The 21,469-nt window shown below is 68.7% G+C and carries 25 protein-coding genes and 1 tRNA gene; 10 read left to right on the plus strand and 16 right to left on the minus strand.

Annotated elements, in window-relative coordinates:
- Positions 1-478: 478 nt before the first annotated feature.
- A tRNA-Arg gene (locus VJ655_RS09585) sits at positions 479-555 on the minus strand.
- Positions 556-806: 251 nt separating this feature from the next.
- Here VJ655_RS09585 and ggt point away from each other — a divergent pair.
- Positions 807-2,549: a gamma-glutamyltransferase gene (ggt, locus tag VJ655_RS09590; protein WP_324110838.1), complete on the plus strand. Its 1,743-nt coding sequence runs from the start codon at positions 807-809 to the stop codon at positions 2,547-2,549.
- 12 nt (positions 2,550-2,561) lie between these two features.
- Here ggt and VJ655_RS09595 read toward each other — a convergent pair whose 3' ends face one another.
- The 6 genes from VJ655_RS09595 to VJ655_RS09620 are packed head-to-tail and all read right to left on the minus strand — an operon-like array spanning position 2,562 to position 6,967.
- Entirely contained in the window at positions 2,562-2,792 is a 231-nt protein-coding gene (locus VJ655_RS09595; protein WP_324110839.1) for a hypothetical protein, read from the minus strand.
- Positions 2,793-2,821: 29 nt separating this feature from the next.
- A complete protein-coding gene (locus VJ655_RS09600; protein WP_324110840.1) occupies positions 2,822-4,315 on the minus strand; it encodes a HAMP domain-containing sensor histidine kinase in 1,494 nt (497 codons plus the stop codon).
- A 9-nt stretch (positions 4,316-4,324) separates the two neighbouring features.
- Entirely contained in the window at positions 4,325-5,062 is a 738-nt protein-coding gene (locus tag VJ655_RS09605; protein WP_324110841.1) for a TVP38/TMEM64 family protein, read from the minus strand.
- Positions 5,059-6,117, minus strand: a complete 1,059-nt coding sequence (locus VJ655_RS09610; RefSeq protein WP_324110842.1) for a quinone-dependent dihydroorotate dehydrogenase — start codon at positions 6,115-6,117, stop codon at positions 5,059-5,061. The genes VJ655_RS09605 and VJ655_RS09610 overlap by 4 nt, the downstream gene beginning before the upstream one ends.
- Complete coding sequence (locus VJ655_RS09615; RefSeq protein ID WP_324110843.1) at positions 6,114-6,458, minus strand: DUF952 domain-containing protein; 345 nt, start codon at positions 6,456-6,458, stop codon at positions 6,114-6,116. Before VJ655_RS09615 ends, VJ655_RS09610 begins: the two co-directional genes overlap by 4 nt.
- The gene (locus VJ655_RS09620; RefSeq protein ID WP_324110844.1) at positions 6,455-6,967 is read right to left on the minus strand and encodes a histidine phosphatase family protein; all 513 of its coding nucleotides are present in this window, start codon (positions 6,965-6,967) and stop codon (positions 6,455-6,457) included. The genes VJ655_RS09615 and VJ655_RS09620 overlap by 4 nt, the downstream gene beginning before the upstream one ends.
- A 77-nt stretch (positions 6,968-7,044) precedes the next feature.
- On the opposite strand from VJ655_RS09620, the gene metX reads away from it, so the two are divergent.
- The 3 genes from metX to VJ655_RS09635 are packed head-to-tail and all read left to right on the plus strand — an operon-like array spanning position 7,045 to position 9,628.
- Entirely contained in the window at positions 7,045-8,193 is a 1,149-nt protein-coding gene (gene metX, locus VJ655_RS09625; RefSeq protein WP_324110845.1) for a homoserine O-acetyltransferase MetX, read from the plus strand.
- Positions 8,190-8,852: a methionine biosynthesis protein MetW gene (metW, locus tag VJ655_RS09630; protein ID WP_324110846.1), complete on the plus strand. Its 663-nt coding sequence runs from the start codon at positions 8,190-8,192 to the stop codon at positions 8,850-8,852. Before metX ends, metW begins: the two co-directional genes overlap by 4 nt.
- A complete protein-coding gene (locus VJ655_RS09635) occupies positions 8,849-9,628 on the plus strand; it encodes an endonuclease/exonuclease/phosphatase family protein (RefSeq protein WP_324110847.1) in 780 nt (259 codons plus the stop codon). Before metW ends, VJ655_RS09635 begins: the two co-directional genes overlap by 4 nt.
- On the opposite strand, the gene VJ655_RS09640 is transcribed toward VJ655_RS09635, so the two are convergent.
- The 3 genes from VJ655_RS09640 to VJ655_RS09650 form a co-directional block, all read right to left on the minus strand.
- A complete protein-coding gene (locus VJ655_RS09640; protein WP_324110848.1) occupies positions 9,585-11,096 on the minus strand; it encodes a phospholipase D-like domain-containing protein in 1,512 nt (503 codons plus the stop codon). The two genes, VJ655_RS09635 and VJ655_RS09640, sit on opposite strands and share 44 nt — an antisense overlap.
- Positions 11,097-11,208: 112 nt before the next feature.
- Positions 11,209-11,553 (minus strand): P-II family nitrogen regulator, encoded by a 345-nt coding sequence (locus VJ655_RS09645; RefSeq protein WP_010918409.1) that lies wholly within the window; start codon positions 11,551-11,553, stop codon positions 11,209-11,211.
- A 71-nt stretch (positions 11,554-11,624) separates the two neighbouring features.
- The gene (locus tag VJ655_RS09650; protein ID WP_324110849.1) at positions 11,625-12,416 is read right to left on the minus strand and encodes a class I SAM-dependent methyltransferase; all 792 of its coding nucleotides are present in this window, start codon (positions 12,414-12,416) and stop codon (positions 11,625-11,627) included.
- A gap of 67 nt (positions 12,417-12,483) precedes the next feature.
- Between VJ655_RS09650 and gloB the strand changes: the two genes are divergently transcribed.
- From gloB to VJ655_RS09665, 3 genes are all read left to right on the plus strand, one after another.
- Positions 12,484-13,233, plus strand: coding sequence for a hydroxyacylglutathione hydrolase (gene gloB / locus VJ655_RS09655; RefSeq protein WP_324110850.1), 750 nt, complete (start codon positions 12,484-12,486; stop codon positions 13,231-13,233).
- Between the two features lie 26 nt (positions 13,234-13,259).
- The gene (locus VJ655_RS09660; RefSeq protein ID WP_324110868.1) at positions 13,260-13,712 is read left to right on the plus strand and encodes a cupin domain-containing protein; all 453 of its coding nucleotides are present in this window, start codon (positions 13,260-13,262) and stop codon (positions 13,710-13,712) included.
- A gap of 144 nt (positions 13,713-13,856) precedes the next feature.
- The gene (locus VJ655_RS09665) at positions 13,857-14,297 is read left to right on the plus strand and encodes a hypothetical protein (RefSeq protein ID WP_324110851.1); all 441 of its coding nucleotides are present in this window, start codon (positions 13,857-13,859) and stop codon (positions 14,295-14,297) included.
- Positions 14,298-14,330: 33 nt separating this feature from the next.
- Here VJ655_RS09665 and VJ655_RS09670 read toward each other — a convergent pair whose 3' ends face one another.
- The 4 genes from VJ655_RS09670 to VJ655_RS09685 form a co-directional block, all read right to left on the minus strand.
- Positions 14,331-15,317, minus strand: coding sequence for a LacI family DNA-binding transcriptional regulator (locus VJ655_RS09670; protein WP_324110852.1), 987 nt, complete (start codon positions 15,315-15,317; stop codon positions 14,331-14,333).
- Positions 15,318-15,524: 207 nt separating this feature from the next.
- Complete coding sequence (locus VJ655_RS09675) at positions 15,525-16,307, minus strand: DUF4908 domain-containing protein (protein WP_324110853.1); 783 nt, start codon at positions 16,305-16,307, stop codon at positions 15,525-15,527.
- Positions 16,308-16,456: 149 nt separating this feature from the next.
- Positions 16,457-17,179, minus strand: coding sequence for a beta-ketoacyl-ACP reductase (locus VJ655_RS09680; protein WP_324110854.1), 723 nt, complete (start codon positions 17,177-17,179; stop codon positions 16,457-16,459).
- A 118-nt stretch (positions 17,180-17,297) separates the two neighbouring features.
- Positions 17,298-18,473: an acetyl-CoA C-acetyltransferase gene (locus VJ655_RS09685; RefSeq protein WP_324110855.1), complete on the minus strand. Its 1,176-nt coding sequence runs from the start codon at positions 18,471-18,473 to the stop codon at positions 17,298-17,300.
- Between the two features lie 218 nt (positions 18,474-18,691).
- Between VJ655_RS09685 and phaR the strand changes: the two genes are divergently transcribed.
- Positions 18,692-19,339 carry a polyhydroxyalkanoate synthesis repressor PhaR gene (phaR, locus tag VJ655_RS09690; RefSeq protein WP_324110856.1) on the plus strand — a complete coding sequence of 216 codons (648 nt, stop codon included), beginning with the start codon at positions 18,692-18,694 and terminating at the stop codon, positions 19,337-19,339.
- Between the two features lie 49 nt (positions 19,340-19,388).
- Positions 19,389-19,715, plus strand: coding sequence for a hypothetical protein (locus tag VJ655_RS09695; protein WP_324110857.1), 327 nt, complete (start codon positions 19,389-19,391; stop codon positions 19,713-19,715).
- Here the strand turns inward: VJ655_RS09695 and VJ655_RS09700 are convergent.
- The gene (locus tag VJ655_RS09700; protein ID WP_324110858.1) at positions 19,712-20,014 is read right to left on the minus strand and encodes a DNA-binding protein; all 303 of its coding nucleotides are present in this window, start codon (positions 20,012-20,014) and stop codon (positions 19,712-19,714) included. The two genes, VJ655_RS09695 and VJ655_RS09700, sit on opposite strands and share 4 nt — an antisense overlap.
- Positions 20,015-20,086: 72 nt before the next feature.
- Here VJ655_RS09700 and VJ655_RS09705 point away from each other — a divergent pair, with 72 nt between their 5' ends.
- A complete protein-coding gene (locus VJ655_RS09705; protein WP_184724251.1) occupies positions 20,087-20,152 on the plus strand; it encodes a hypothetical protein in 66 nt (21 codons plus the stop codon).
- Positions 20,153-20,157: 5 nt separating this feature from the next.
- Here the strand turns inward: VJ655_RS09705 and VJ655_RS09710 are convergent, their stop codons facing one another.
- On the minus strand, positions 20,158-21,447 hold the full coding sequence (locus tag VJ655_RS09710) for an acetyl-CoA C-acyltransferase (RefSeq protein WP_324110859.1): 1,290 nt from the start codon (positions 21,445-21,447) through the stop codon (positions 20,158-20,160).
- Positions 21,448-21,469: the final 22 nt, after the last annotated feature.

Genomic DNA, 21,469 nt, shown 5'->3' on the forward strand with positions numbered 1-21,469 from the left:
GGTTCACCACCACGGGACCATCACGGTCCATGCCCGCCGCCAACGCCGCATGGGCGTCCGCAATACTTGAAACTGTCACACTTCCCGAGAAGCGGACCGAATATTCCGGAAGACTCGACACAACGCCCCACTCCCCAGGAAATAGAGTCTCGCCTCACGACAAAACTATTCCTGACGTGAACATGCGGGAGGCAGTCTTAAATCGAGGTAAATTTATCAACCTTGACGACGGCGACATTCCGCCACACGCGGCGCGGTGTCACGCCCGCCCATCCGACGACGTCACGCGCGCGCCAATAAGGGCCTGGGCCCGCGCGTCCACGAGGGCGAATCCGCCGCCTCCCAACGCATACAGCCCAGACGAGTATCGACAGGCGACCTCGGAGCGCGCGCAGGAAAGACGCGATACGGCCGCCCAAGCGCCTCGAACCCACGGTTCTCGACGGCTTATTCTTCAGGGGAAATTTTCAGGAGAAAATGGCGCGCCCGGAACGATTCGAACGTCCGACCCTCAGATTCGTAGTCTGATGCTCTATCCAGCTGAGCTACGGGCGCGCACTGCCTTGCGGCGAGGCGGGGGAGATAGCCGGTTCAATCCGGGGACGCAAGCCCGGTTTGACGGATAATCTCGAAAAGTTGGCGCAACGGCGTTCGCCCTCGGGCGGACGGCGCCTGGCTATGGTTCAGCGACGATCGATGACGGCTTCCGCAGGTTATCTGGGCGTGACAGCGCCGTTCTATTGTTGTCCATGGACGCTTCCAGGAACGGCGGGCAGGTCGTTCCTTATGCCTGCTTGAGGATCCGTATGCGTCGTCTCGCCTCCCTGCTCGCTTTCTCCGCCGCCGTTCAGCTGACCCTCGCGCCCATGGCCGCCCAGGCCGAGGCGATCGCGCTGGGCATGCCGACCCCGCGGCCTGTCGTGACCTCGCCCGCGGCCAAGGGCATGGCGGCGGCCGCCAACCCTCTGGCCGTGGAGGCCGGCCTGCGCGTCCTGCGCGACGGCGGCGGCGCGGTTGACGCGGCGGTCGCCATTCAGGCGGTCCTGGGCCTGGTCGAACCGCAGAGCTCGGGCCTGGGCGGTGGGTCGTTCCTGGTCTTCTACGACGCCAAGACCGGCAAGGTGACGGCCTATGACGGCCGCGAGACGGCGCCCAGCGGCGCGGGTCCGGACATGTTCCTGGGGAGCGACGGCAAGCCCCTGCCCTTCGTGACCGCCCTGCTGTCGGGTCGCTCGACCGGCGTTCCAGGCGCGGTGGCCATGCTCGCCCAGGCCCAGAAGGAGCATGGCAAGGTGGCCTGGAACACCCTGTTCAAGGACGCCGAGCGGTTGGCCGCCGACGGCTTCGTGGTCAGCCCGCGGCTGGCGGGCATGATCGCCAGCACGCGCGCGCCGCAGCCGTCCCAGCCCGACGCGGTGAAGTACTTCACCAAACCCGACGGGACCCGCTACCAGGCCGGCGATGTGCTGAAGAACCCGGCCTATGCCGAGACGGTCCGCAAGATCGCCGCCGAAGGGCCTTCGGCTCTGCTGGAGGGCCCGATCGCCCAGGCGATCGTCGACCGCCTGCACGAGGGCGATCTGCCGAGCGCGATCACCCTGGCGGACCTGAAGAACTACAAGCCCCGGTCGGCGCCCGCCCTATGCCGCCCGTGGAAGGTCTATACCGTCTGCACGCCCAATCCGCAGTCTTCGGGCCTGGCGGTGATCCAGGCGCTGCAGATGCTGGAGCACACCGACATCGGCAAGCGCGGTCCGACCGATCCCGTGGCCTGGACCCTGCTGGCTCAAGCCGAGCGGGTCATGTACGCCGATCGCGACCGCTATGTGGGCGATCCCTCGTTCGTGACCGTCCCGGTCGACGGCCTGCTGGATCCGAAGTACGTCGCCGAGCGCGCCAAGCTGATCACCCCGACCGCCGGCGAAGCCCCGCCCTTCGGCCATCCCAAGGGCGCGCCCAGGGTCGGTGTCGACATGACTAAGGAGCCGGGCGGCACGACCCATCTGGTCGTCGTGGATCCGCAGGGGAACGCGGTCTCCATGACCACGACGGTCGAGAGCCTCTTCGGCAACGGCCGCATGGTTGGCGGCTTCTTCCTGAACAACCAGCTGACCGACTTCTCGTTCTCGCCCACTGAAAAGGACGGCGCGCCGGCGGCCAACGCCGTGGCGGGCGGCAAGCGGCCGCGCTCGTCGATGGCCCCGCTGATCGTGCTGGACAAGAAGGGCAAGTTCGTCGCCGCCGTCGGCTCGCCGGGCGGCAACGCCATCCTGTCCTACAACCTCAAGGCCATGGTCGGCCTGTTCTACTGGGGCTTGAACATGCAGGAGGCCGTTTCGCTGCCCAACGTCGTGGCGCGCGGCGAGACCTTCTCCGGCGACGCCGACCTGTTCGGGCCCGAAATGCTGGCGGCGCTCAACGCGCGCGGCGTCAACATCAAGGTCGGCCAGATCGAGGGCTCTGGCCTGCAAGGCGTGATCTTGCGTCCGGGCGGCGTGCTGGAAGGCGGCGCCGATCCGCGTCGCGAGGGCGTGGCCAAGGGCCTCTAAGCCCAGGACGCGTCAGGTGCGGGCCTGGTGCTCTTCCAGGCCCGCCTCGACCTCGGCGCGGGAGAAGACCTCCTCCTGGCCGTCGACCAGCAGTTCGGCGTCGGTCGCCTCCTGCACAGCCACCATGGCCGCCACGCGGCGCAGGGCGGTCGGGGCGTCGGGCGCCTCCACGGTGATCTCGTGCATGGGAGCCAGGTCAGGCGAGGCGCCGAGTTTCACCGCGATGGTCCAGGTGGTCGTCATCGTCCAATCCTCCTCGCGGTGATCGGCGCTCAAGGCGCCGAGGCGTCGGCGCGGCCGTCCGGTTCGGGCAGCGCATCGGGAACACCGGCCAGCATCAGATCGAACACCGAACCGCCCGGTCCGGTTTCAACCAGGATCAGGTCACCGCCGTGCCCCTGGGCCAACTCGCGGGCGATCGCCAGGCCAAGGCCCGTGCCGCCGCGACGGGCCGAGCCCACGAACGGTTGGAACAGATTGGCCCGCGCGCGCTCCGGCACGCCAGGGCCGTCGTCCGAGAGGCGCAGGACGCTGAAGCCGTCGACGCGGCGCAGCTCGACGAAGACCTTGCCGCGGCCGCCACGGTCCGGCGCCCCCTCGATGGCCTCGCGGGCGTTGCGCAGCAGGTTGGTCAGGATGCGATGCAGCTGGTCCGGATCGGCCAGAACCTGCTCGCGCGGATCTATCACCGTCTCCAGCGCCACGCCCTTGGCCGTCAGGCCGGCATCCTCGGCGGCCATCTCCAACGCCGGCCGCAGCGGCGTCGGGCGAACTACGGGAGCCGGCTCCTTGGACTTGCCGTAGGCCATGACGTCGGAGGCCAGGGTGATGGCCCGATCCAGGGCTCTTTCGAGACGCGGAAGCGCCTGGGCCACCTTCGGATCGCCCAGGGCGGCCAGGCGGTCGGAGGCCATCTGGGCGCTGGTGAGCATGTTGCGCAGGTCGTGGTTGATCTTGGCCACCGCCTCGCCGAGGGCGGCCAGGCGCGCCTTGGACGCGAGAGCCGTCAGCAGGTCGGTCTGCATGCGGTCCAGCTCCAGCTCGGCGCGACCGATCTCGTCGCGGCGATTGGAGGGCGCGATGCGCGCGGCCGGATCGTCGGGATCGCCCCGGAACGCCTCCATCGCCCGGGTGATGCGCTGCATCGGGCGGACCAGGAAGATGTTCAGGAAGGCGTAGACGAGCAGGCCCGCCAGGCCGGCGACGAACAGCGTCACGCCGGTCAGCTGCCACAGCTGCCCGACCAGCTTGGCCTTCAGGGGCGCGTCGGGCAGCACGACCTCGACGAATTCGGCCTTGCGATAGCGCGGCTCGGCCATCACGCGGACCATGCTGCCCTTGGGGCTGGTCAGGGTGAAGAACGGCGCGGCCAGCCATGAGCCGGGGTTCTGGCGGCGCAGATCGACCAGATAGGGCGTGGTTTCGAACGGCTGCTTGGGCGGCAGGACCAGGCGGCGGGCGCCGTCGACCTGCACGGCGACGGTCACCGCGCCGGCCTGGTCGAACATCTGGTTGGCCACGGCGTCGCTGACCCGCAGCTCGGGATCGGACTCGGCGATGGTCGAGGCCAGCTCCCCCGCCCGCACCCGGTCCAGCAGCCATTGCTCCTCGAAGGTCGCCAGGGTCGGCGGCAGGATCAGCAGGCCGCCGAACGTCACGACCACCGCCGTGAACAGCAGCAGACGCGCCGACAGCCCGCCCGGCCACGGAAAGCGCTTCCGGGGCGGGGTGGTCTCAGTCTCCGACGGCGAAACCGTTTCGACCATCCGGGGCGGCTACTTCTCGTCCTGCGGCGCGGCTCCGCGCCCGTTACGCCAATGGCGCCACAACGGCGGCAGAAAGGCCAGAACGCCCATGCCGATGATCGGAAGATAGATCCGTGGCGACAAGAGGGTTTCCAACGTCACCGGCCCGCCCTTGGCGAAGATATGGCCCAGGCCCGCGCCGATGCCGGCATAGACGAACGAGCTGGGGATCATGCCCAGCAGCGAGGCCAGGACGAAGGTCTTCACCCGTACGTTCATCAGTCCAGCCGCCACATTGACCACGAGCAGCGGGAACGCCGGAATCAGGCGCAGGGTGAGCAGATAGTTGAAAGCGTCTCCCCGGAACCCCGCCTCGACCCTGGCCAGGAACGCGCCAGGCCTCCGGCGCAGCAGGTCGCCGAAGGCGGTGCGAAACACCAGGAAGGTGACGGTCGACCCGCCGGTTGCGCCGGTCACCGCCGCGAAACCGCCGCCGATGGGGCCGAACAGGAAGCCGCCAGTCAGGGACAGGATCAGCGCCCCCGGCACCGAGACCGCCACGGTGGCGACATAGACCGCCAGATAGACGGCCGCGCTCAGCAGAGGCTTTTCGCGGGCGAAGGTCTGCAGCTGGGTTCCGCGGGCCCGCAGTTCTTCCAGCGAGATGTGGTCGGCCAGGCCGCTGGCGAAGGCGGCGACGAACAGGATGACGATAAGCGCGAGCGGCCCGAACCGGCGCAGCAGGGTCAAGGCCCGATCGCGCGTCATGCCGCGCCGACCGCGTCCTGCACGGCCGCGAAGCCGTCCGCTCGCAGGCGCGCGGTCAGCTCCCGCTTGATCCGCACGACAAGGCCGGGGCCGCCATAGACCAGCGCCGAATAGAGCTGCACCGCCTGCGCTCCCGCGCGGATCTTGGCGTAGGCGTCGGCGCCGCTGGCGATCCCGCCCGCGCCGATCAGGGCCACCCGACCCGCGGCGGCGGCGTGGAAACGCCTCAGCACCGCCGTCGACGGCGCCAGCAGCGGCGCGCCGGATAGTCCGCCGCTCTCGCCGGCCAGAGGCGACTTCAGCGTCTCGGGGCGGGCGATGGTGGTGTTGCTGACGATGATCGCGTCGAGGCCGGCGCCGACCACCGTCTCGACGATCGCCTCGACCTCGCCGTCCTCGAGATCCGGCGCCACCTTCAGGAAGATCGGATAATCGCGGCCCGACGCGGCCTTCAGCCCGACTCGCGCCTCCGCCAGGCGGCCCAGCAGCTCCTCCAGCGCCGCCTTGGTCTGCAGGGCGCGCAAGCCAGGGGTGTTGGGCGAGGAGATATTGGCGGTGAAATAGTCCGACAGGCCCCACAGCCGCGTCAGGCCCGTGACATAGTCCTGGATCCGGTCGGTGGCGTCCTTGTTGGCCCCGATATTGGCGCCGACCACGCCGTTCTTGCCTTTGCGAGCGGCCAGACGCGCGGCGAAGGGCTCCAGCCCGCCGTTGTTGAAACCCATGCGATTGATCACCGCCCGGTCCTCGGTCAGGCGAAACAGCCTTGGGCGCGGATTACCGGCCTGGGCCAGGGGCGTCACCGTACCCGCTTCGACGAAGCCGAAGCCGGCGGCCAGCATGGCGTCCGGAACCTCGGCGTTCTTGTCGAAACCGGCGGCCAGCCCCACGCAGTTGGGTAGCGCCAGGCCCGCGATCTCCACGGCCAGGATCGGATCGTCCGCCCCCCCGTCTCGCGGCCCCAGCCCGAGCTTCAGGCCCCGAATGGCCAGGCCGTGGGCGTCCTCGGGGTCGAGGGCGTGCAGGGCGCGGGCGGCGAGATCGTGAAGGCTCATGCGGAAAGAACGCCCAGTTGCGGCACGCCGTCGGCGTCCAACTCAAGATCGCGCTGGCTCAGCACCTCGTCGACCAGCAGCGGGCGGTAGAGATGAGGGAAGAGCGCCCCGCCGCGCGAGGCCTCCCACTTCAGCGCGTCGCCCAGGGTCTCGGTCTCGACGCCGAGGAGGACGAGGTCAGCCTGGCCGCGAAACCACTTGGCGGCGGTCTCCTGGGCCTGGTCGGCGGCCGACAGGTGGATATAGCCATCGGCCAGATCCACGGCCGACCCGTCGAAGCGGCCCCCGGCCTTGGCCTTCTCCCACTCGGCGCGGGACAGGATCTTGTAGATCAGGCTCATTCGCCGCCCGCCCCGCCATGCTCGCTGGCGAAGAACAGATGCTCCAGAACCGGGCGCCCGGTCCCGCTCCAGCCGAACACCACGGCGGTCGAGGTCGGGAACCTGCCCCGCAGCCGATTGGTCTGGATCGGCGAGGCCCCGCCTTGGGACGCCAGCCGCAGGGCCAGGTCGTGCAGGCCCGGATTGTGGCCGACCACCATCACCGTCGTGGCGGCTTCGCCATGATCGTCCACGACCTGGACGATATCCTCCGGATCGGCGTGATACAGGTCGCGCAGATGCTCGACCCGGGTCTTTTCGAAGCTGTCGAGGATCTGCTCGGCCGTCTCGCGCGTGCGGCGAGCCGAGGAGACCAGAAGGAGGTCGGGCGCGAGGCCCGCGGCGGCCAATACGCGGCCCATGACGGCGGCGTCGGCCCGGCCGCTGTCGGCCAGGGCGCGCTCGAAGTCGCCGCCGCTCGTCGCATGCCGTTCGGCCTTGCCGTGGCGCATCAGGATCAGTCGCTCCATACGCCCTCCATAGCCGTCCCCAGGCCTGTCAGGAAGCCGGCGGTTGACACCTTCTTCGCCAAGCGCTCCAAGGCGACATGGCTGCGCTCGATACGATCACGCCCGCCGACGGGGTAACCTGGCGATTTCCCGCAAGCGAGCCCCTGCGGCTCGACTCCGGCGGGACGATCGAGGGGCTGGAGGTCGCCTACCAGACCTATGGCCAGTTGAACGCCGACAAGTCCAACGCGGTGCTGATCTGCCACGCCCTGACGATGGACCAATATGTCGCCTCGCCTCACCCGGTGACCGGCAAGCCGGGGTGGTGGCCGCGACTGGTCGGCCCCGGCAAGCCGCTGGATCCCGAGCGACACTTCATCATCTGCTCCAACGTCGTGGGCGGCTGCATGGGTTCGACGGGCCCCGCCTCGATCAATCCGGCCACGAGCAAGCCCTGGGGTCTTGCGTTTCCGGTCATCACCATCGCCGACATGGTCCGCGCCCAGGCGATGCTGGTGAAGGCCCTCGGCGTCGACACCTTGTTCGCCGTGGTCGGCGGTTCGATGGGCGGCATGCAGGTCCAGCAGTGGGCGGTGGACTATCCCGAGCGGATGTTCAGCGCCGTGATCATCGCTTCGGCCGCGCGGCATTCGGCGCAGAACATCGCCTTCCATGAGGTGGGCCGCCAGGCGATCATGGCCGATCCGGACTGGCGCGGCGGCGCCTATGCCGACCACGGAACGCGCCCCGAGAAGGGCCTGGCCGTGGCGCGGATGGCCGCGCACATCACCTATCTCTCCGAACCGGCTCTGCAGCGGAAGTTCGGCCGCGAGCTGCAGCGCGACGGCCTGTCCTGGGGCTTCGACGCCGACTTCCAGGTCGAGAGCTACCTGCGCCACCAGGGCGCCAGCTTCGTCGACCGGTTCGACGCCAACAGCTACCTCTACATCACGCGGGCGATGGACTATTTCGACATCGCCGCCGCGCACGGCGGAGTGTTGGCCAAGGCCTTCACGGCGGCGCGGAACGTGCGGTTCTGCGTGCTCAGCTTCACCAGCGACTGGCTCTATCCGACGGCCGAGAACCGCCACATCGTCCGCGCCCTGACGGCCGCCGGCGCCCGCGCGGCCTTCGTCGAAATCGAGAGCGATAAGGGCCACGACGCCTTCCTGCTGGACGAGCCGGTAATGGACGCGGCCCTGGCCGGGTTCCTGGGGTCGGCCGAGCGCGACCGGGGGCTGATTTGACCACCATCCGCGAAGACTTCCGCGAAATCCTGCGCCTGGTGCGGCCCGGCTCGCGCGTGCTGGACGTCGGCTGCGGCGAGGGCGTGCTGCTGGACCTGCTGGCGCATGAAAAGCAGGTCGACGCCCGGGGCCTGGAGATCAGCGCCAGCGGCGTGGCCGCCTGCATGGCCCGTGGCCTGTCCGTCGTGCAGGGCGACGCCGACCAGGACCTCGATCACTTCCCCGACCGGTCTTTCGACTACGCCGTGCTGTCCCAGACCCTGCAGGCGACGCGCAATCCGCGTCATGTGCTGGACGAACTCCTGCGGATCGCCGACCGGGCCATCGTCTCGTTCCCCAACTTCGGCCACTGGCGGGTGCGCTGGTCGCTGCTGCGCCGCGGACGGATGCCCGAGACCGAGGCGCTGCCCCTGCCCTGGTGGTCGACGCCGAACATCCACCTGTGCACCCTGGCCGACTTCATGGCCTTGACCGACGATCTGAACCTGCGGGTCGACGCCTGCGCCGCCTTCGCCGGCAAGGGTCCGGCGCGGCCGATCGATCCGTACAAGACGATCGAGAACTGGCGCGCGGAGACCTGTCTGTTCATGCTCAGCCGCAACGGCGCCGCGCCGACAAGGGAACCTCCGCCCGGTTCGGGCGATCTCTTCGACGGATGAAGACGCTTCGTCTGATGACCTACAACGTCCACCGTTGCGTGGGCGCGGACCGCAAGCTCGACGTCGAGCGGGTGGCCGAGGTGATCGCTGCCGAAAAACCCGACGTGGTGGCCCTTCAGGAGCTGGACGTGCGGCGGGCCCGCACCAGGGGCGTCGACCAGGCTCACCGCCTGGCCGAATTGCTGAAGATGAGCTTCCACTTCCATCCCGCCATGGCGGTGGAAGAGGAGCTCTATGGCGACGCGATCCTGACCGCCCTGCCCGAACGGCGTATCAAGGCCCGTGGCCTGCCGCTCTATCGCCGGGTGCCTGGCCTGGAGCCGCGCGGCGCCCTTTGGGTCGAGGTCGAGGTCGACGGGACCAAGGTCCAGATCATCAACACCCACCTGGGCCTGGTGCCGCAGGAGCAGAAGCGGCAGGCCGCGGCCCTGCTCGGACCCGACTGGATGGGCGACGACGCCTGGGTGGCGCCCGGCGTGGTCCTGGGCGACTTCAACGCCACGCCCTATTCGGCGACTTACCGGATGCTGCGCACGGCGCTGAGGGACGCCCAGGCGCCCACCCCGGCCTGGCCTCGGCCCGCGACCGCGACCTTTCCGTCCAGCTTTCCATTCATGCGCATCGACCACGTCTTCATGACCAAGGGTCTGGAGACACGAGGCGTCCGCTCGCCCTACGACGCGCGCGCCCGCGTCGCCTCGGACCATCTGCCGCTGGTGGTCGAGCTGGAAATCACCGGTGGAGACGCTTCGGAGGCTCCGGCGGCGGCGCGGTGAGGCGGGCGATGTCGCGCCGCAGGCGGGCGCGGCGGCCCCAGGGACGCCAGGCGTCGTCGGGCGCGATGGCGTCGCCCAGACTCCAGTCGGCGATGAATTGCTGAACCCGGCCCAATTTCCGCGCCGGCGCCGGGCGCAGGCGACGGGGCGGCCCGCCGTGGACGTCCAGCGCGTTGATCGCCGCCGCCAGCCCGCCTTCCCGCTCCATGGCCTGCAGGACATCGGTCGCGGATCGGTCGATGAAGTGACCGACGAGGCGCCCGAGAAAGGCGCGCACCGTCTGCCGCTCCAGGTCCGAACGCGCCTCGAAGGCCAGGTCGCACTCGCTGTCGAGGCCGATCGAGCGGTTGTTGAGGTTGGCCGAGCCGATACGCAGCAGGCGGTCGTCGATGATCGAGACCTTGGAGTGGACGATGATCGGTCCCCCCTTGGGCGTATGAGCCGAAAAGGCCGAAAAGCGATGATGGAGGTCCACGTCGCGCAGGCGATTGATCGCCGAGGTCCGGGCGCTGTCCATGGTGATCTGGTCGAAGTAGCTGGGGCTGCGGGCCGGTCCCACGGTGACCACCTCGGGCCCGTCGGGCTCGACCAGGCGCTCGGCCAGGGCTTCGACGATGATCGGTGAGGTCAGGTACTGGTTCTCCAGATAGATCAGCCGCCGGGCGCTGCGGATCGCCGCCAGGTGCAGGAGCATGCACTCGGTGACCTCGGACCGTCCTCGCCATTCGGCCGAGGTGCGCGCCACCGCGACGGGAATCTTGCGCAGGTCGGGCGTCAGATGCTGGGGCCAGGGCGTCTGCTCGGGCCGTGAAGGCCGCTCGACGGCGTCGCCTCCCGAGGCTCGCCAGCGGTCCATGAAAAGGTCGGCCATCGCCTCGCCCGCCCGCCCATCGACCAGGATGGAGACCTCGTGCCGAGGCGGATAGTGACGACCGGTGGGCAGGCGGCGCAGCGGATTGTTGTCCAGATGCCGGCAATCGTCCCAGCGATCGACGCCGATATCGCCGCCGCTGACCAGCGCCGTAACGCCATCGATGATCACCGCCTTCTGATGATGGCACGCGCTGGCCGGAAGGGTGGCGTCGAGCCGGTACTTGACCCGCGAGCCGGCGAAGAAGGCCGCTCCGCGATGGGGCCCGAACAGCTGCGAGGCCGCGATCGGAAAGGGCATGTCCCAGGTCAGGACACGCACGTCCAGCGCCGGATTCAGCGCCGCCTGGCGGCGCAAGATCAGGCCGATGCGGTCGGCCTGAGTGGGGTCGCGGCTCTTGCGCACCCGGTCCGGATCAAGCCGCGTGAGGGGATCGAACACCCAGGCCAGTATCCAGATCGACTTGCGCGCGGACAGCAGCAGGGGCTTGAGGGCGTCGAACGCCTCGTCGTTATCGATCAACAGGGCCAGCCGGTCAGCGGCCTCGACCCGCCAGCAATTGTAGCCCGGTTGGAAAACGGAAGAGACTGAATCCATGTCGCCCTGAACGCGGTGAACTTCGGGAACGCGCGGGGCCGTTTATGGCTCCGCTTGGCGACCATGTCTTATCTAAACGCCCCCGTCTCCGATCCTCCGGCCGTCGCCGGGCTCAGCCCGCGATGGCGGCGGCGTCCCGTTCGCCGGTGCGGATGCGCAGCGCCTGCTCCAGGTCCATGACGAAAACCTTTCCGTCGCCGATCTTGCCCGTGTTGGCGGTGCGCTGCAGGGCCTCGATCACCGGCTCGAGCACGTCGGTGGGCACGGCGATCTCGAGCTTCACCTTGGGCAGAAGCTTCACCTCGTATTCGGCGCCCCGATACACTTCGGTCTTGCCCTTCTGCCGCCCATAGCCGCGCACCTCGGTCACGGTCAGGCCCGACGCGCCCGCCTCGGTGACCGCTTCAAGCACCGCGTCCAGGCGGCTCGGCTTAATCACGGCGACGATCATCTTCATGGCGCGGCTCCCGCGGCGAACGGTTGTTACGAGTCCAAGCTAGGCGTCCAGGCGTCCAGCTCCAAGCCCGATCACGCCTGGCGACCGCTCGGCGCCTGATGAACGGGCGCCGACCGCCCCTTGGTGTGGCGAGCGGGCGTCGGTCCAGCCGGGCTGGGCAGCAGAACGCCGGGAGCGAACACCCGGGCGCGGGCGCGTCGCCCCTGCGGCTTGACCGCGAAGGTCTGCTTGATCGCCTCCATCAGGATCACCCCGGCGAAGCGCGGCCAAAGTCGAGCGCCGACCTGTTCGAAGCCCTCCGCCCAGCTCGACATGGCCGCGAACGGCGGCACGTAGAGCGCCCGCGTCCAGCCGGCGGGCTCCAGGCCCGCCTCGCGGATCAGGCTCTCCAACTGGCTGCGGCTGTAGGGACGGCCATGGCCGAAGGGCGTGCCTTCGGCGCCGGCCCAGGCCCCGTCGCGGGACGAGACGGCCACGATCAGGCGCCCCGTCGGCGCCATGACCCGGCCGATCTCGGCCAGAAGGGCGGCCGGGTCGTCGGCCTCTTCCAGAGCGTGTACGGCCAGCACGCGGTCGAACAGGGCGTTCGGCAGCGGCAGGGCGGTCTCCTCGACCAGGCAAGCCTCGTTGCGACCGCCATGGGGCCAGACCTCGACGCCCTGCTGCGCCGGCATGGCGGCGACGACGCGGCGGGCGCCCACGCGGGCGGCGTCCAGGAACGGCGTGGCGTAGCCAAGGCCCAGGACGTCCAGGCCGCGGGTGTCGCCCCAGGCCTCCTCGACCTTGCGCGTCAGCATGGTCCGGGCGGCGCGGCCCAGCGGAGCGGCGTAGAAGGCCCTCAGATCGAGCACGTCGCGGCGCATTGAGTCTCCCGGGTTTGGAGGCCATCCTTGTATTCGCGCCCGCGTCGCGGCGATAGAGCAAGCTCCCATGGCCCTGACCGTCCACCAGTTCCCCTGCCTGTCCGACAACTACGGATTTCTCGTGCGCGACGAGGCCAGCGGCCAGGTCGCCACGATCGATACGCCGGACGCCGACGCCATCCTGGCCCAGCTGGAGCGGCTAGGCTGGAAGCTGGACCTGATCCTGAACACCCATTGGCACCCCGACCATGCGGGGGGCAACGAGGCTCTCAAGGCGGCCACGGGCGCGAGCATCGTCGGCCCCGCCGAGGTCACCCGCATCGCGCCGCTCGACCGAACCGTCGCGGACGGCGACCACGTGATGCTGGGACAGACCCGGTTCGACGTGATCGATACGGGCGGGCACACCCTGGGACACATCGCCTATCACGATGCGACCGATCATATCGCCTTCGTCGGCGACACCCTGTTCGCCTTGGGCTGCGGCCGATTGTTCGAGGGGACCGCAGAGCAGATGTGGTCGTCGCTGTCGCGGCTCGCCAAGCTTCCGGACGACACCACCGTCTACTGCGCGCACGAATACACCGCTTCGAACGCCCGCTTCGCCCTGTCGGTCGACGACGATCCGGCGTTGAAGGGCCGCGCCGAGGCGGTGTTCGCCGCCCGGGAGCGCGGCGAGGCCACCGTGCCCACCACCATCGCCGCCGAGAAGGCGACCAACCCGTTCCTGCGCGCCCCGCTCTTGCGGCCAAGCGCCGTCACCCCGGCCCAGGCCTTCGCCGAGATCCGGGCCGCCAAGGACAGCTTCAAGGGATGAACTCGAGCGTGAACGACAAGGCCCCCATGGAACGTGGCGTATCCGGCGATCTGGGCGCCAGGGAGATCGTCCGGATGCTGGAGCTGCAGCCGCATCCCGAAGGCGGCTGGTACCGCCAGACCTTCCAGGACGAACCCGGCCCCGACGGTCGGGCGAAGTCGACCTGCATCTATTTCCTGCTGGAGGCCGAGCAGGTCTCGGTCTGGCACCGGGTCGACGCGGTCGAGACCTGGCACTGGTACGCCGGCGCTCCGATCTCGTTGACGCTGTCGCCGCCCGACGCCAAGGGCGTGACGGCCTATGTCCTGGGCCCGGATCTGCGTGCGGGCTGCCGGCCGCAGGTGGTCGTGCCGACCCTTTGGTGGCAGACCGCCGTCAGCCTCGGCGCCTGGACCCTGGTCGGCTGCACCGTGGCCCCGGGCTTCCGGTTCGAAGGCTTCGAAATGGCGCCGGCCGACTGGAGCCCCTCGCGCGCTTGATCCCGCCAGGGGCGCGGCGCTTCGCCGCAGGCGTAACAGTGTAATACCCATAGTGGGCAACTTGGTCGCATGGCGTCGCTTCAGGAGCCATGCAATCCATTTCAAGTCAGCTAAAACGCTGGCTGTGGGGAAACCGAGTCGCAAATGTCAGACGAGTTCGTGAATGCTCGCGCAGCCACCCGCTACGCGACCGACTACATTCTGCGTTGGGTGGAGATCGCCAACGAAGTTCATGGCTCCGACCTCCTCTATGCTTTGGTTTTCACCACCCTCTGGGCGGGCAATTGCTCGCACATTCGCGGCGGCGTCTATCCCGACATCGACGATGTTCCCCCCGACCACGAGCGACGCCCCCTGACGGTGCGTCAGGTGGCCGATTCCCTGGGTCTGCCCTACGAGACGGTCCGCCGCCGCTTCGTCGAGATGCTGGAGAAGGGGATGGCTCAGCGGGTCGGGCGCGAGGGCTTCATCGTGCCGCAGTCCGCCTTGGCCAGGCCCGAGGTCCTCCACGGTCTCCGCCGCTCGCACCAGAGCCTGATGCGCTTCCTGAAGGAACTGAAGATGGTTGGCGTCGAGGCGGCCTGATCGATCGCCGTCACGCGGTCCGGAGGACTCTGATCAGGCGCTTTCGCGGACCACCAGCCTGACCGGCGAGAGGGTCGAGGGTGCCTCCTGGCCCGCCATGCGGCGGAACAGCAGATCGACCATGGCCCGGGCTCCGGACGCCAGATCCTGGCACACCGTGGTCAGGGGCGGGGTGCTGTGCTGAGCCAGCACGATGTCGTCGAAACCCACAACCGCCACGTCGGCCGGAACGCGCCGACCCGCCTTGGCCAGGGCGCGCAGAGCGGCCAGCGCGATGACGTCGGAGAAGGCGAAGATCGCGTCGAACGGCGCGCCGGAGGCCAGGAATTCGGTCACGGCCTTCTGGGCCTCGTCCACGGTGTAGGGGGCGGGGACGACCAGCGCGGGATCGAAGGCGATCCCCGCCTCCTCCAACCCCTTGCGATAGCCCACGAACCGCTGGGCCGCCTCCGGGGCGTCGATCGCGCCGAGAAAGACGATGCGACGGCGACCGCCCGCGGCAAGATGAGCCACCGCCAGGCGTCCGCCCTCGACATTGTCGCTGCCCACCGAGCAATAGGTCTGGCCAGGCAGCTGCGCGCCCCAGACGACCATCGGGCGGTAGGTGTTGGCGACCGCGTTCAGCGCCTCGTGCTGGGTGCTCTGGCCGATCAGCAGCAGGCCGTCGGCGCGATGCGACTGAATGATCCGTTCCAGCCAGCCCGGCTCGGTGGTGATGATCTTGTTCAGCAGCACCGAATAGTCGCGGCGGGTGATCTCGTCGGCCAGCCGTCCGACCATCTCCAGGAAGAACGGGTCCGAGATCATCTGGCCGGCCTCGTGGGCCAGCGGGATGATGACGCCGATCGTGTCGGTCTTGCGCAGGCGCAGGCTGCGCGCCGACTGGTTGACGACATAGCCGTGAGTCTGGGCCAGCTCGACGATCTGGTCGCGCAGGGTCTTGGGGATCAGCGGATTGCCGGCCAGGGCGCGCGACACCGTCGAGATCGACACGCCCGCCATGCGAGCGATGTCGGCCATCTTAAGGCGTCCCCGCTCGGGCGCCACGGCGATGTCTTGGCTATGCATGGAAAGACAACGGAACCTTGCAGAGGTGGAAAGCCCGCGCTGGCGTCGCCATCGGGCGCGACGGGTTTCAGCGGGGCCGAATTTGGCGAACACCGCTATGCGACGCCGGTAAACGGCTGCTGAGGCTTTATGGTTACGCTGGTCGCGACCGGGCGAAGTTCAGCGATCCAGCACCTTGATGATGCGTTTCGACGACGGCCGACCGGCCAGGCCCTGGTCGGGTGAATAGGTGATGGTCAGAGAGCCATCCTTCAGCGAGGCGGCGGGTTTGCGCCCCTCGGCCAGCAGGACCCTGAAGATGCGCGAAATCACCGACCGATCGCCCTTGCGCGCCATGCGCTCGAACGCCTCGGCCACCACCGTCGCCGAGTCCGCGGCCAGGACCGATGTTTCGGGACGCACGTCCTCCACGGTCGAGAACTCCACGAGATGCTGGGCCGCGCGCGTGGCCCTGGCCGAGGCCAGGGTGACCCGCTGAACGAAGACGTTGAACGAGATGATCGCCGGCGGCTGGATCGACGAGGCCCGGCCCGACAAGGCCGCCGCCGTACCCATCGGGACGTCGTCGGTGAACAGGATCATCCCGCCCAGCTTGGTGATCCGCAGCACCGGCTCGCCCAGGTCGTTGCGATAGATGACGTCGCCGCGCGAGGCGGGCTGGGGCGACAGCACCCAGACCTCGGCGCTGTTGTCGAACTTGATCAGGGGCTGGGGGGCGGCCTTGTCGAAGACGAAGGTCCCGCCGGTCTCGGATACGTAGCGGGCCACGGGCGGCGCCGCGACCCGGCGGGCCTCGGCCGGTCCCTTGTGGCCGAGCAGAGCGTCCCGCAGCGAATGCGGCAGTTGCTGGGCGTTCGCCGACGCCGCCATGGCCATCAGAGCGGCGATCGCCAGGACCACCCTGGCCCCCGTCACGTCCAACTCCGCCTTACAGAATTTCATACGATCCGTACTGCCCGCCGAGTGGGGCGAATCTTGGACGGCAAAGCGTCGATCCCCCGAAGACGGGCGCATGAGGCCAAAACGCCACAGCCGCCGTCAAGCCCGGCTTCGAGGGATGCGACCCGGGCGAGGCGACGCCCAGGCCGTGGTCAGGCCATGTACTGGCCGCCGTTCAGCGTCAGCGTCGCGCCGGTCACGAAGCCGGCCCGCTCGCCCGCCAGGAACGAGACCATGTCTGCGATCTCCTCGCCCTTGCCCAGACGGCCGACCGGGATGCCGGCGATGATACCCGCCAGGACGTTTTCCGGCACCGCGGCCACCATGTCGGTGTCGATATAGCCGGGGCAGATCACATTGACCGTGACGCCCTTCTTGGCGTTCTCCAGGGCCAGGGCCTTGGTGAAGCCGATCAGGCCGGCCTTGGCCGCCGAATAGTTGGTCTGACCCATCTGGCCCTTCTGGCCGTTGATCGAGCTGATGTTGATGATCCGGCCCCAGTTGCGATCGCGCATACCCTCGATGACCGGACGGGTCATGTTGAAGGCCGAGTCCATGTTGACCCGGATCACTTCCGACCACTGGTCGTAGGTCATCTTGTGCAGCATGCCGTCGCGGGTGATGCCGGCGTTGTTGACCAGGATGTCGATCGGGCCCAGCTCGGCCTCGACCTTCTTCACCGCGGCCTGGCAGTCGTCGAACGAACCGACATTGCCCTTCACCACCATCACGCCCAGGTCCTTGGCGCAGGCCTCGGCGGCCGCCTCGTTGCCGGAATAGCCCGCCGCCACCTTGTAGCCGTCGGCGATCAGCCGCTCGCAGATCGCCCGACCGATGCCGCGGGTGCCGCCGGTCACGAACGCAACTCTCGTCATTTCTCTCTCCCGATATTCTTATTGCTTGTTGCTTGTTGCTTGTTGCCTGGCGGATCGCCGCGACCGCGCGCCCCGCCGTGTTCGACAGGGCGCGCCGGCGCGGCCGACGGCCAGACGGTCAGACCGCCTCGACGCACATGGCCACGCCCATGCCGCCACCGATGCACAGGGTCGCCAGACCCTTGCGGGCGCCGGAGCGCTTCATCTCGTGCAGCAGGGTGGTCAGGATCCGCGCGCCCGAGGCGCCGATCGGGTGGCCGATGGCGATAGCGCCGCCGTTGACATTGACCTTGGCCGGATCGAGTCCCAGCTCGCGGACCACGCACAGCGATTGGGCGGCGAAGGCCTCGTTGCTCTCGACCAGGTCGAGGTCGGCCACGGTCCAGCCGGCCTTCTCCAGGGCCTTCTTGCTGGCCGGGATAGGCCCGGTGCCCATGATCTCGGGCTCGACGCCGGCATTGGCCCACGAGGCGATGCGGGCCAGCGGCTTCAGGCCGCGCTTCTTGGCTTCCTCGGCGCTCATCAGCACCAGGGCGGCGGCGCCGTCATTGAGGCCCGAGGCGTTGGCCGCGGTGACCGAGCCGTCCTTGGCGAACGCGGGCTTGAGGCCCGAAATGCCGTCCAGCGTCACGCCGTGGCGGATGAACTCGTCCTTGTCGACCACCACGTCGCCCTTGCGGCCCTTGATGGTGACCGGAACGATCTCGTCGTCGAACTTTCCGCCCTTCTGAGCCGCCTCGGCCTTGTTCTGGCTGGCGACGGCGAACTTGTCCTGGTCCTCGCGGGTGATCTGCCAGCGCGAGGCGATGTTCTCGGCCGTCTGGCCCATGTGGTAGCCGTGGAAAGCGTCCCACAGGCCGTCCTTGATCATGGTGTCGACGAAGCTGAGGTCGCCCATCTTCTGGCCGCCGCGCAGGTTCTGGGCGTGAGGCGCCTGGCTCATGCTCTCCTGGCCGCCGGCCACCACGACGCTGGCGTCGCCGGCCGCGATCTGCTGGGCCGCCAGGGCCACGGCGCGCAGGCCCGAGCCGCACAGCTGGTTCAGGCTCCAAGCGGGGCTCTCCACCGGCACGCCGGCCTTCACCGAGGCCTGACGCGCGGGCCCCTGGCCGGCGCCGGCCTGCAGCACCTGACCCAGGATGACCTCGTCCACGTCGCTCGGCTTGAGCCCGGCGCGTGAGATGGCGGCCTCGATGGCGATCTTGCCCAACTCCGAAGCGGGCAGGCCGGACAGCGCCCCGTTGAACGAGCCAACCGGCGTGCGGGCGGCGGAAACGATGACGATGTCGCTCATGCGATAGCTCCCGTAACGTTTTGCGTGACGCCTTTCGCGGTTGCGGCGCCACTGTTTTTGCAGTGCAGCACCACCTTGCACATCCATACCGCGTTCGTCACGGGCACATTTTCACGGCTTTGCGACAGGTCCAAGTCATCTGACCACTGGCGCCATGCCTTTGCATTCGCGATAGTGCGATGCGAAAAGCGGATGTAACCGCTGTCCTAGGGAACGAAATGTCCGAGAACCCTGAAAAAGGCGAAACGGCCGCCGGGGCCGAAAAGACGGCCGGCCAGCGCGTGATCATCAAGAAATACGCCAACCGTCGCCTCTACAACACAGCATCTTCCTCGTACGTCACCCTCGAGCACCTGTCCGAGATGGTGAAGGAGGGCGTCGATTTCGTCGTCTACGACGCCAAGAGCAACGAGGACATCACCCGCTCGGTCCTGACTCAGATCATCTTCGAGGAAGAAAATCGCGGCGGGGGTCAGAACCTGCTGCCGATCCAGTTCCTGCGCCAGCTGATCGGCTTCTACGGCAACTCGATGCAGGCCTTCCTGCCGTCGTATCTCGAGATGTCGCTGGAGAGTTTCACCAAGCAGCAGGAACGCCTGCGCGGCCAGCTATCCAACCTGGCGCCGGGCAAGATGCCGGGCCTGGGGGTCTATGAAGAGCAGATCCGCCAGAACATGGCGCTGTTCGACCGCGCCATGAAAATGTTCTCGCCGTTCGCCTATGTCCGCCCGGAGGACGCGCCCGCCGCCCAGCCGGAGCCGGCCCCGGCCGCGACGCCCGCCCCCAGCGACGACTCGCTCGCCGACCTCAAGCGCCAGCTGGAGTCGATGCAGGAGCAGATCGCCAAATTAGCGAACAAGTCTTAACCACGCCGCGCCATGTCTTCTTAACCGTCCAGTCTCTACCTTCACTTGCATGAACGGCCCGATCGATCCCATTCGACGCCTCAGCCTCATGCGCCGCGCCCTGCCCGCGCCGCGCAAGGCCGACCGTCATGAAACCGAGGAAGAGGTCGTGTTGTCGGTCGAGGACGAAGACGAGCGCCCCGCGCCGTCACCGCCACGCCGCGAGGGTTTCGCCGCCTTCGCCGCCCACCTGATGGGACAATCCGGCCAGAAGCGCGGGCTGCGCGGTGGGCAGGAAGTGCTCGACGCGGCCAGATCGACCTATCTCGGCACGGAATATTCGGGTCCGGCCGATCGCCGTCCCAAGACCGGCCTGATCAAGAAGACCAACATCTAGCGCCTTAGCGCGGCCAGTTCGGCCTCCAGGGCCGCGACCCTGGCCTCCAACGCCGCGATGCGCTGGCTGTCGCCGACCGGCGGCGGCCGCACCCCCGCGCGCGAGGCGGCCTCGGCCGAGGTCACGCCCAAAAGTTCAGCGAAGACAGAGACTTCTCGCATCGACAGCTCTCGCTGATCCTTGAAGGCCAGCGCCAGCTCGGCCTCGCTGAGCCCGGCCGCCGCGGCCAGGACCGAACGATCCAGGCCTCTCCGCGCCAGTTGCTCGTCGTACCAGGCCTGGTCGAAGAACAGGGCCATCAGCGACCAAGGCCCGACTGGCGCCAGTCTTGCTTAACCGATGGTGAATTCGTCGCCCCGGGTCCCGCCATGCTGTCCCTCGCCATCCGCATCTTCGACGTCACCGTCGTGGCCCTGATCTTCACGGCCCTGACCTAGCGCGCCTACGCGCTTTCCAGCAGCATCATCGTGCCCTGGCCGCCGTCGGCGCAGATGCTGACGATGGCGCGCTCGCCCTTGGGACGGGCCGCCAGCTCCTTCACCGCCTGGCTGAGGATCCGCGCGCCGGTCGCCCCGAACGGGTGGCCCAGCGCCAGGCTGCCGCCGTTGGGGTTCATGCGCTCGCGCGGGAAGCTCCCCATCGGCGCGGTGACGCCCGCCTTCTCGGCCAGGAACTTGGCGCTTTCCCACGCGGCGATGTGCGACAGCACCTGGGCGGCGAACGCCTCGTGGATCTCCCACAGGCCGACATCGGCGTAGGTCAGGCCGTTGCGCGCCAGCATTCGCGGCACGCCATAGGCCGGGGCCATCAGGAGGCCCTCGTGACGCAGGTCGATCGAGGTGACCTCGTAGTCGACGATCCGCACCTTGGGCGTCTCGCCCGGAAGGCGGGCCATGCCCGCCACGGACCCGACCCAGATCGCCGCGGCGCCGTCGGTCAGCGGCGAGGAATTACCCGCCGTCAGCGTGCCCTTGCCGCTAGTCTTGTCGAAGGCGGGACCCAGCTTGGCCAGTTTCTCCAGCGAGGTGTCCTTGCGCGGGATGGTGTCGCGGCGGGTCTCCCCGATGGGAATGACAAGGTCGTCGAAGAAGCCGCTCTCCCAACCCTTCACCGCGCCCTGGTGGCTGGCCAGGGCGATGGCGTCCTGGTCGGCGCGCGACAGGTTCCAGTCCTTGGCGGTGATCTCGGTGTGCTCGCCCATCGACAGACCCGTCACCCGGTTGACCACCTTGGGGATGAACAGGCGCACGTCCTTCAGGTTCAGCGCGCCGAGGGCCGCCAGGCGTTGCTGGCCGGTCTTGGCGCCCTGGAATTTGCGGATCCAGTCCGAGAGGGCGACCGAAAGACCCAGTTGCACCCGGCTCATGCTCTCCACGCCACCGACCAGGGCGAGGTCGCGACCACGCCCGTCGACCATGCCGGCCGCCTCGATCGCGCCGATCATGCTGGTCGAGCAGGCCATGACCGTCGAGAAGGCGGGAATGGTCGGATCGCCGCCGGCGTCCAGCAGCACTTCGCGGGCGAGATTGCTCCAGGTGAGGTTGGGAATGACCGTGCCCCAGACGGCGAAGTCGGGCCGGGCGCGCGCCAGCATCGCCTTGACCACCGGGACGGACAGGCCGATCGCGTCGTGGCCGGCCAGCGGGCCGTCGACCTTGGCGAACGGCGTGCGGACGCCCGAGGCGATCCAGACGTCCGAGGATGAGGTGGGCGTCGATTTGGCGGCGGGCATGGTCGCTCTCCGATGGGCGGGA

It is taken from the genome of Caulobacter sp. (assembly GCF_035254145.1).
Classification (GTDB): Bacteria; Pseudomonadota; Alphaproteobacteria; order Caulobacterales; family Caulobacteraceae; genus Caulobacter.

Coding starts and splice junctions, on each gene's coding strand:
- VJ655_RS09600 (WP_324110840.1), bottom strand. CDS start 4,315: ATGGTCGAAACGGTTTCGCCGTCGGAGACTGAGACCACCCCGCCCCGG.
- VJ655_RS09660 (WP_324110868.1), top strand. CDS start 13,260: ATGGAACGTGGCGTATCCGGCGATCTGGGCGCCAGGGAGATCGTCCGG.
- VJ655_RS09615 (WP_324110843.1), bottom strand. CDS start 6,458: ATGAGCCTGATCTACAAGATCCTGTCCCGCGCCGAGTGGGAGAAGGCC.
- VJ655_RS09680 (WP_324110854.1), bottom strand. CDS start 17,179: ATGACGAGAGTTGCGTTCGTGACCGGCGGCACCCGCGGCATCGGTCGG.
- VJ655_RS09650 (WP_324110849.1), bottom strand. CDS start 12,416: ATGCGCCGCGACGTGCTCGATCTGAGGGCCTTCTACGCCGCTCCGCTG.
- VJ655_RS09695 (WP_324110857.1), top strand. CDS start 19,389: ATGAACGGCCCGATCGATCCCATTCGACGCCTCAGCCTCATGCGCCGC.
- VJ655_RS09675 (WP_324110853.1), bottom strand. CDS start 16,307: ATGAAATTCTGTAAGGCGGAGTTGGACGTGACGGGGGCCAGGGTGGTC.
- VJ655_RS09670 (WP_324110852.1), bottom strand. CDS start 15,317: ATGGCCGACATCGCTCGCATGGCGGGCGTGTCGATCTCGACGGTGTCG.
- VJ655_RS09635 (WP_324110847.1), top strand. CDS start 8,849: ATGAAGACGCTTCGTCTGATGACCTACAACGTCCACCGTTGCGTGGGC.
- VJ655_RS09620 (WP_324110844.1), bottom strand. CDS start 6,967: ATGGAGCGACTGATCCTGATGCGCCACGGCAAGGCCGAACGGCATGCG.
- gloB (WP_324110850.1), top strand. CDS start 12,484: ATGGCCCTGACCGTCCACCAGTTCCCCTGCCTGTCCGACAACTACGGA.
- VJ655_RS09595 (WP_324110839.1), bottom strand. CDS start 2,792: ATGACGACCACCTGGACCATCGCGGTGAAACTCGGCGCCTCGCCTGAC.
- VJ655_RS09700 (WP_324110858.1), bottom strand. CDS start 20,014: ATGGCCCTGTTCTTCGACCAGGCCTGGTACGACGAGCAACTGGCGCGG.
- VJ655_RS09640 (WP_324110848.1), bottom strand. CDS start 11,096: ATGGATTCAGTCTCTTCCGTTTTCCAACCGGGCTACAATTGCTGGCGG.
- metX (WP_324110845.1), top strand. CDS start 7,045: ATGGCTGCGCTCGATACGATCACGCCCGCCGACGGGGTAACCTGGCGA.
- ggt (WP_324110838.1), top strand. CDS start 807: ATGCGTCGTCTCGCCTCCCTGCTCGCTTTCTCCGCCGCCGTTCAGCTG.
- VJ655_RS09645 (WP_010918409.1), bottom strand. CDS start 11,553: ATGAAGATGATCGTCGCCGTGATTAAGCCGAGCCGCCTGGACGCGGTG.
- VJ655_RS09665 (WP_324110851.1), top strand. CDS start 13,857: ATGTCAGACGAGTTCGTGAATGCTCGCGCAGCCACCCGCTACGCGACC.
- VJ655_RS09610 (WP_324110842.1), bottom strand. CDS start 6,117: ATGAGCCTTCACGATCTCGCCGCCCGCGCCCTGCACGCCCTCGACCCC.
- phaR (WP_324110856.1), top strand. CDS start 18,692: ATGTCCGAGAACCCTGAAAAAGGCGAAACGGCCGCCGGGGCCGAAAAG.
- VJ655_RS09685 (WP_324110855.1), bottom strand. CDS start 18,473: ATGAGCGACATCGTCATCGTTTCCGCCGCCCGCACGCCGGTTGGCTCG.
- VJ655_RS09710 (WP_324110859.1), bottom strand. CDS start 21,447: ATGCCCGCCGCCAAATCGACGCCCACCTCATCCTCGGACGTCTGGATC.
- VJ655_RS09605 (WP_324110841.1), bottom strand. CDS start 5,062: ATGACGCGCGATCGGGCCTTGACCCTGCTGCGCCGGTTCGGGCCGCTC.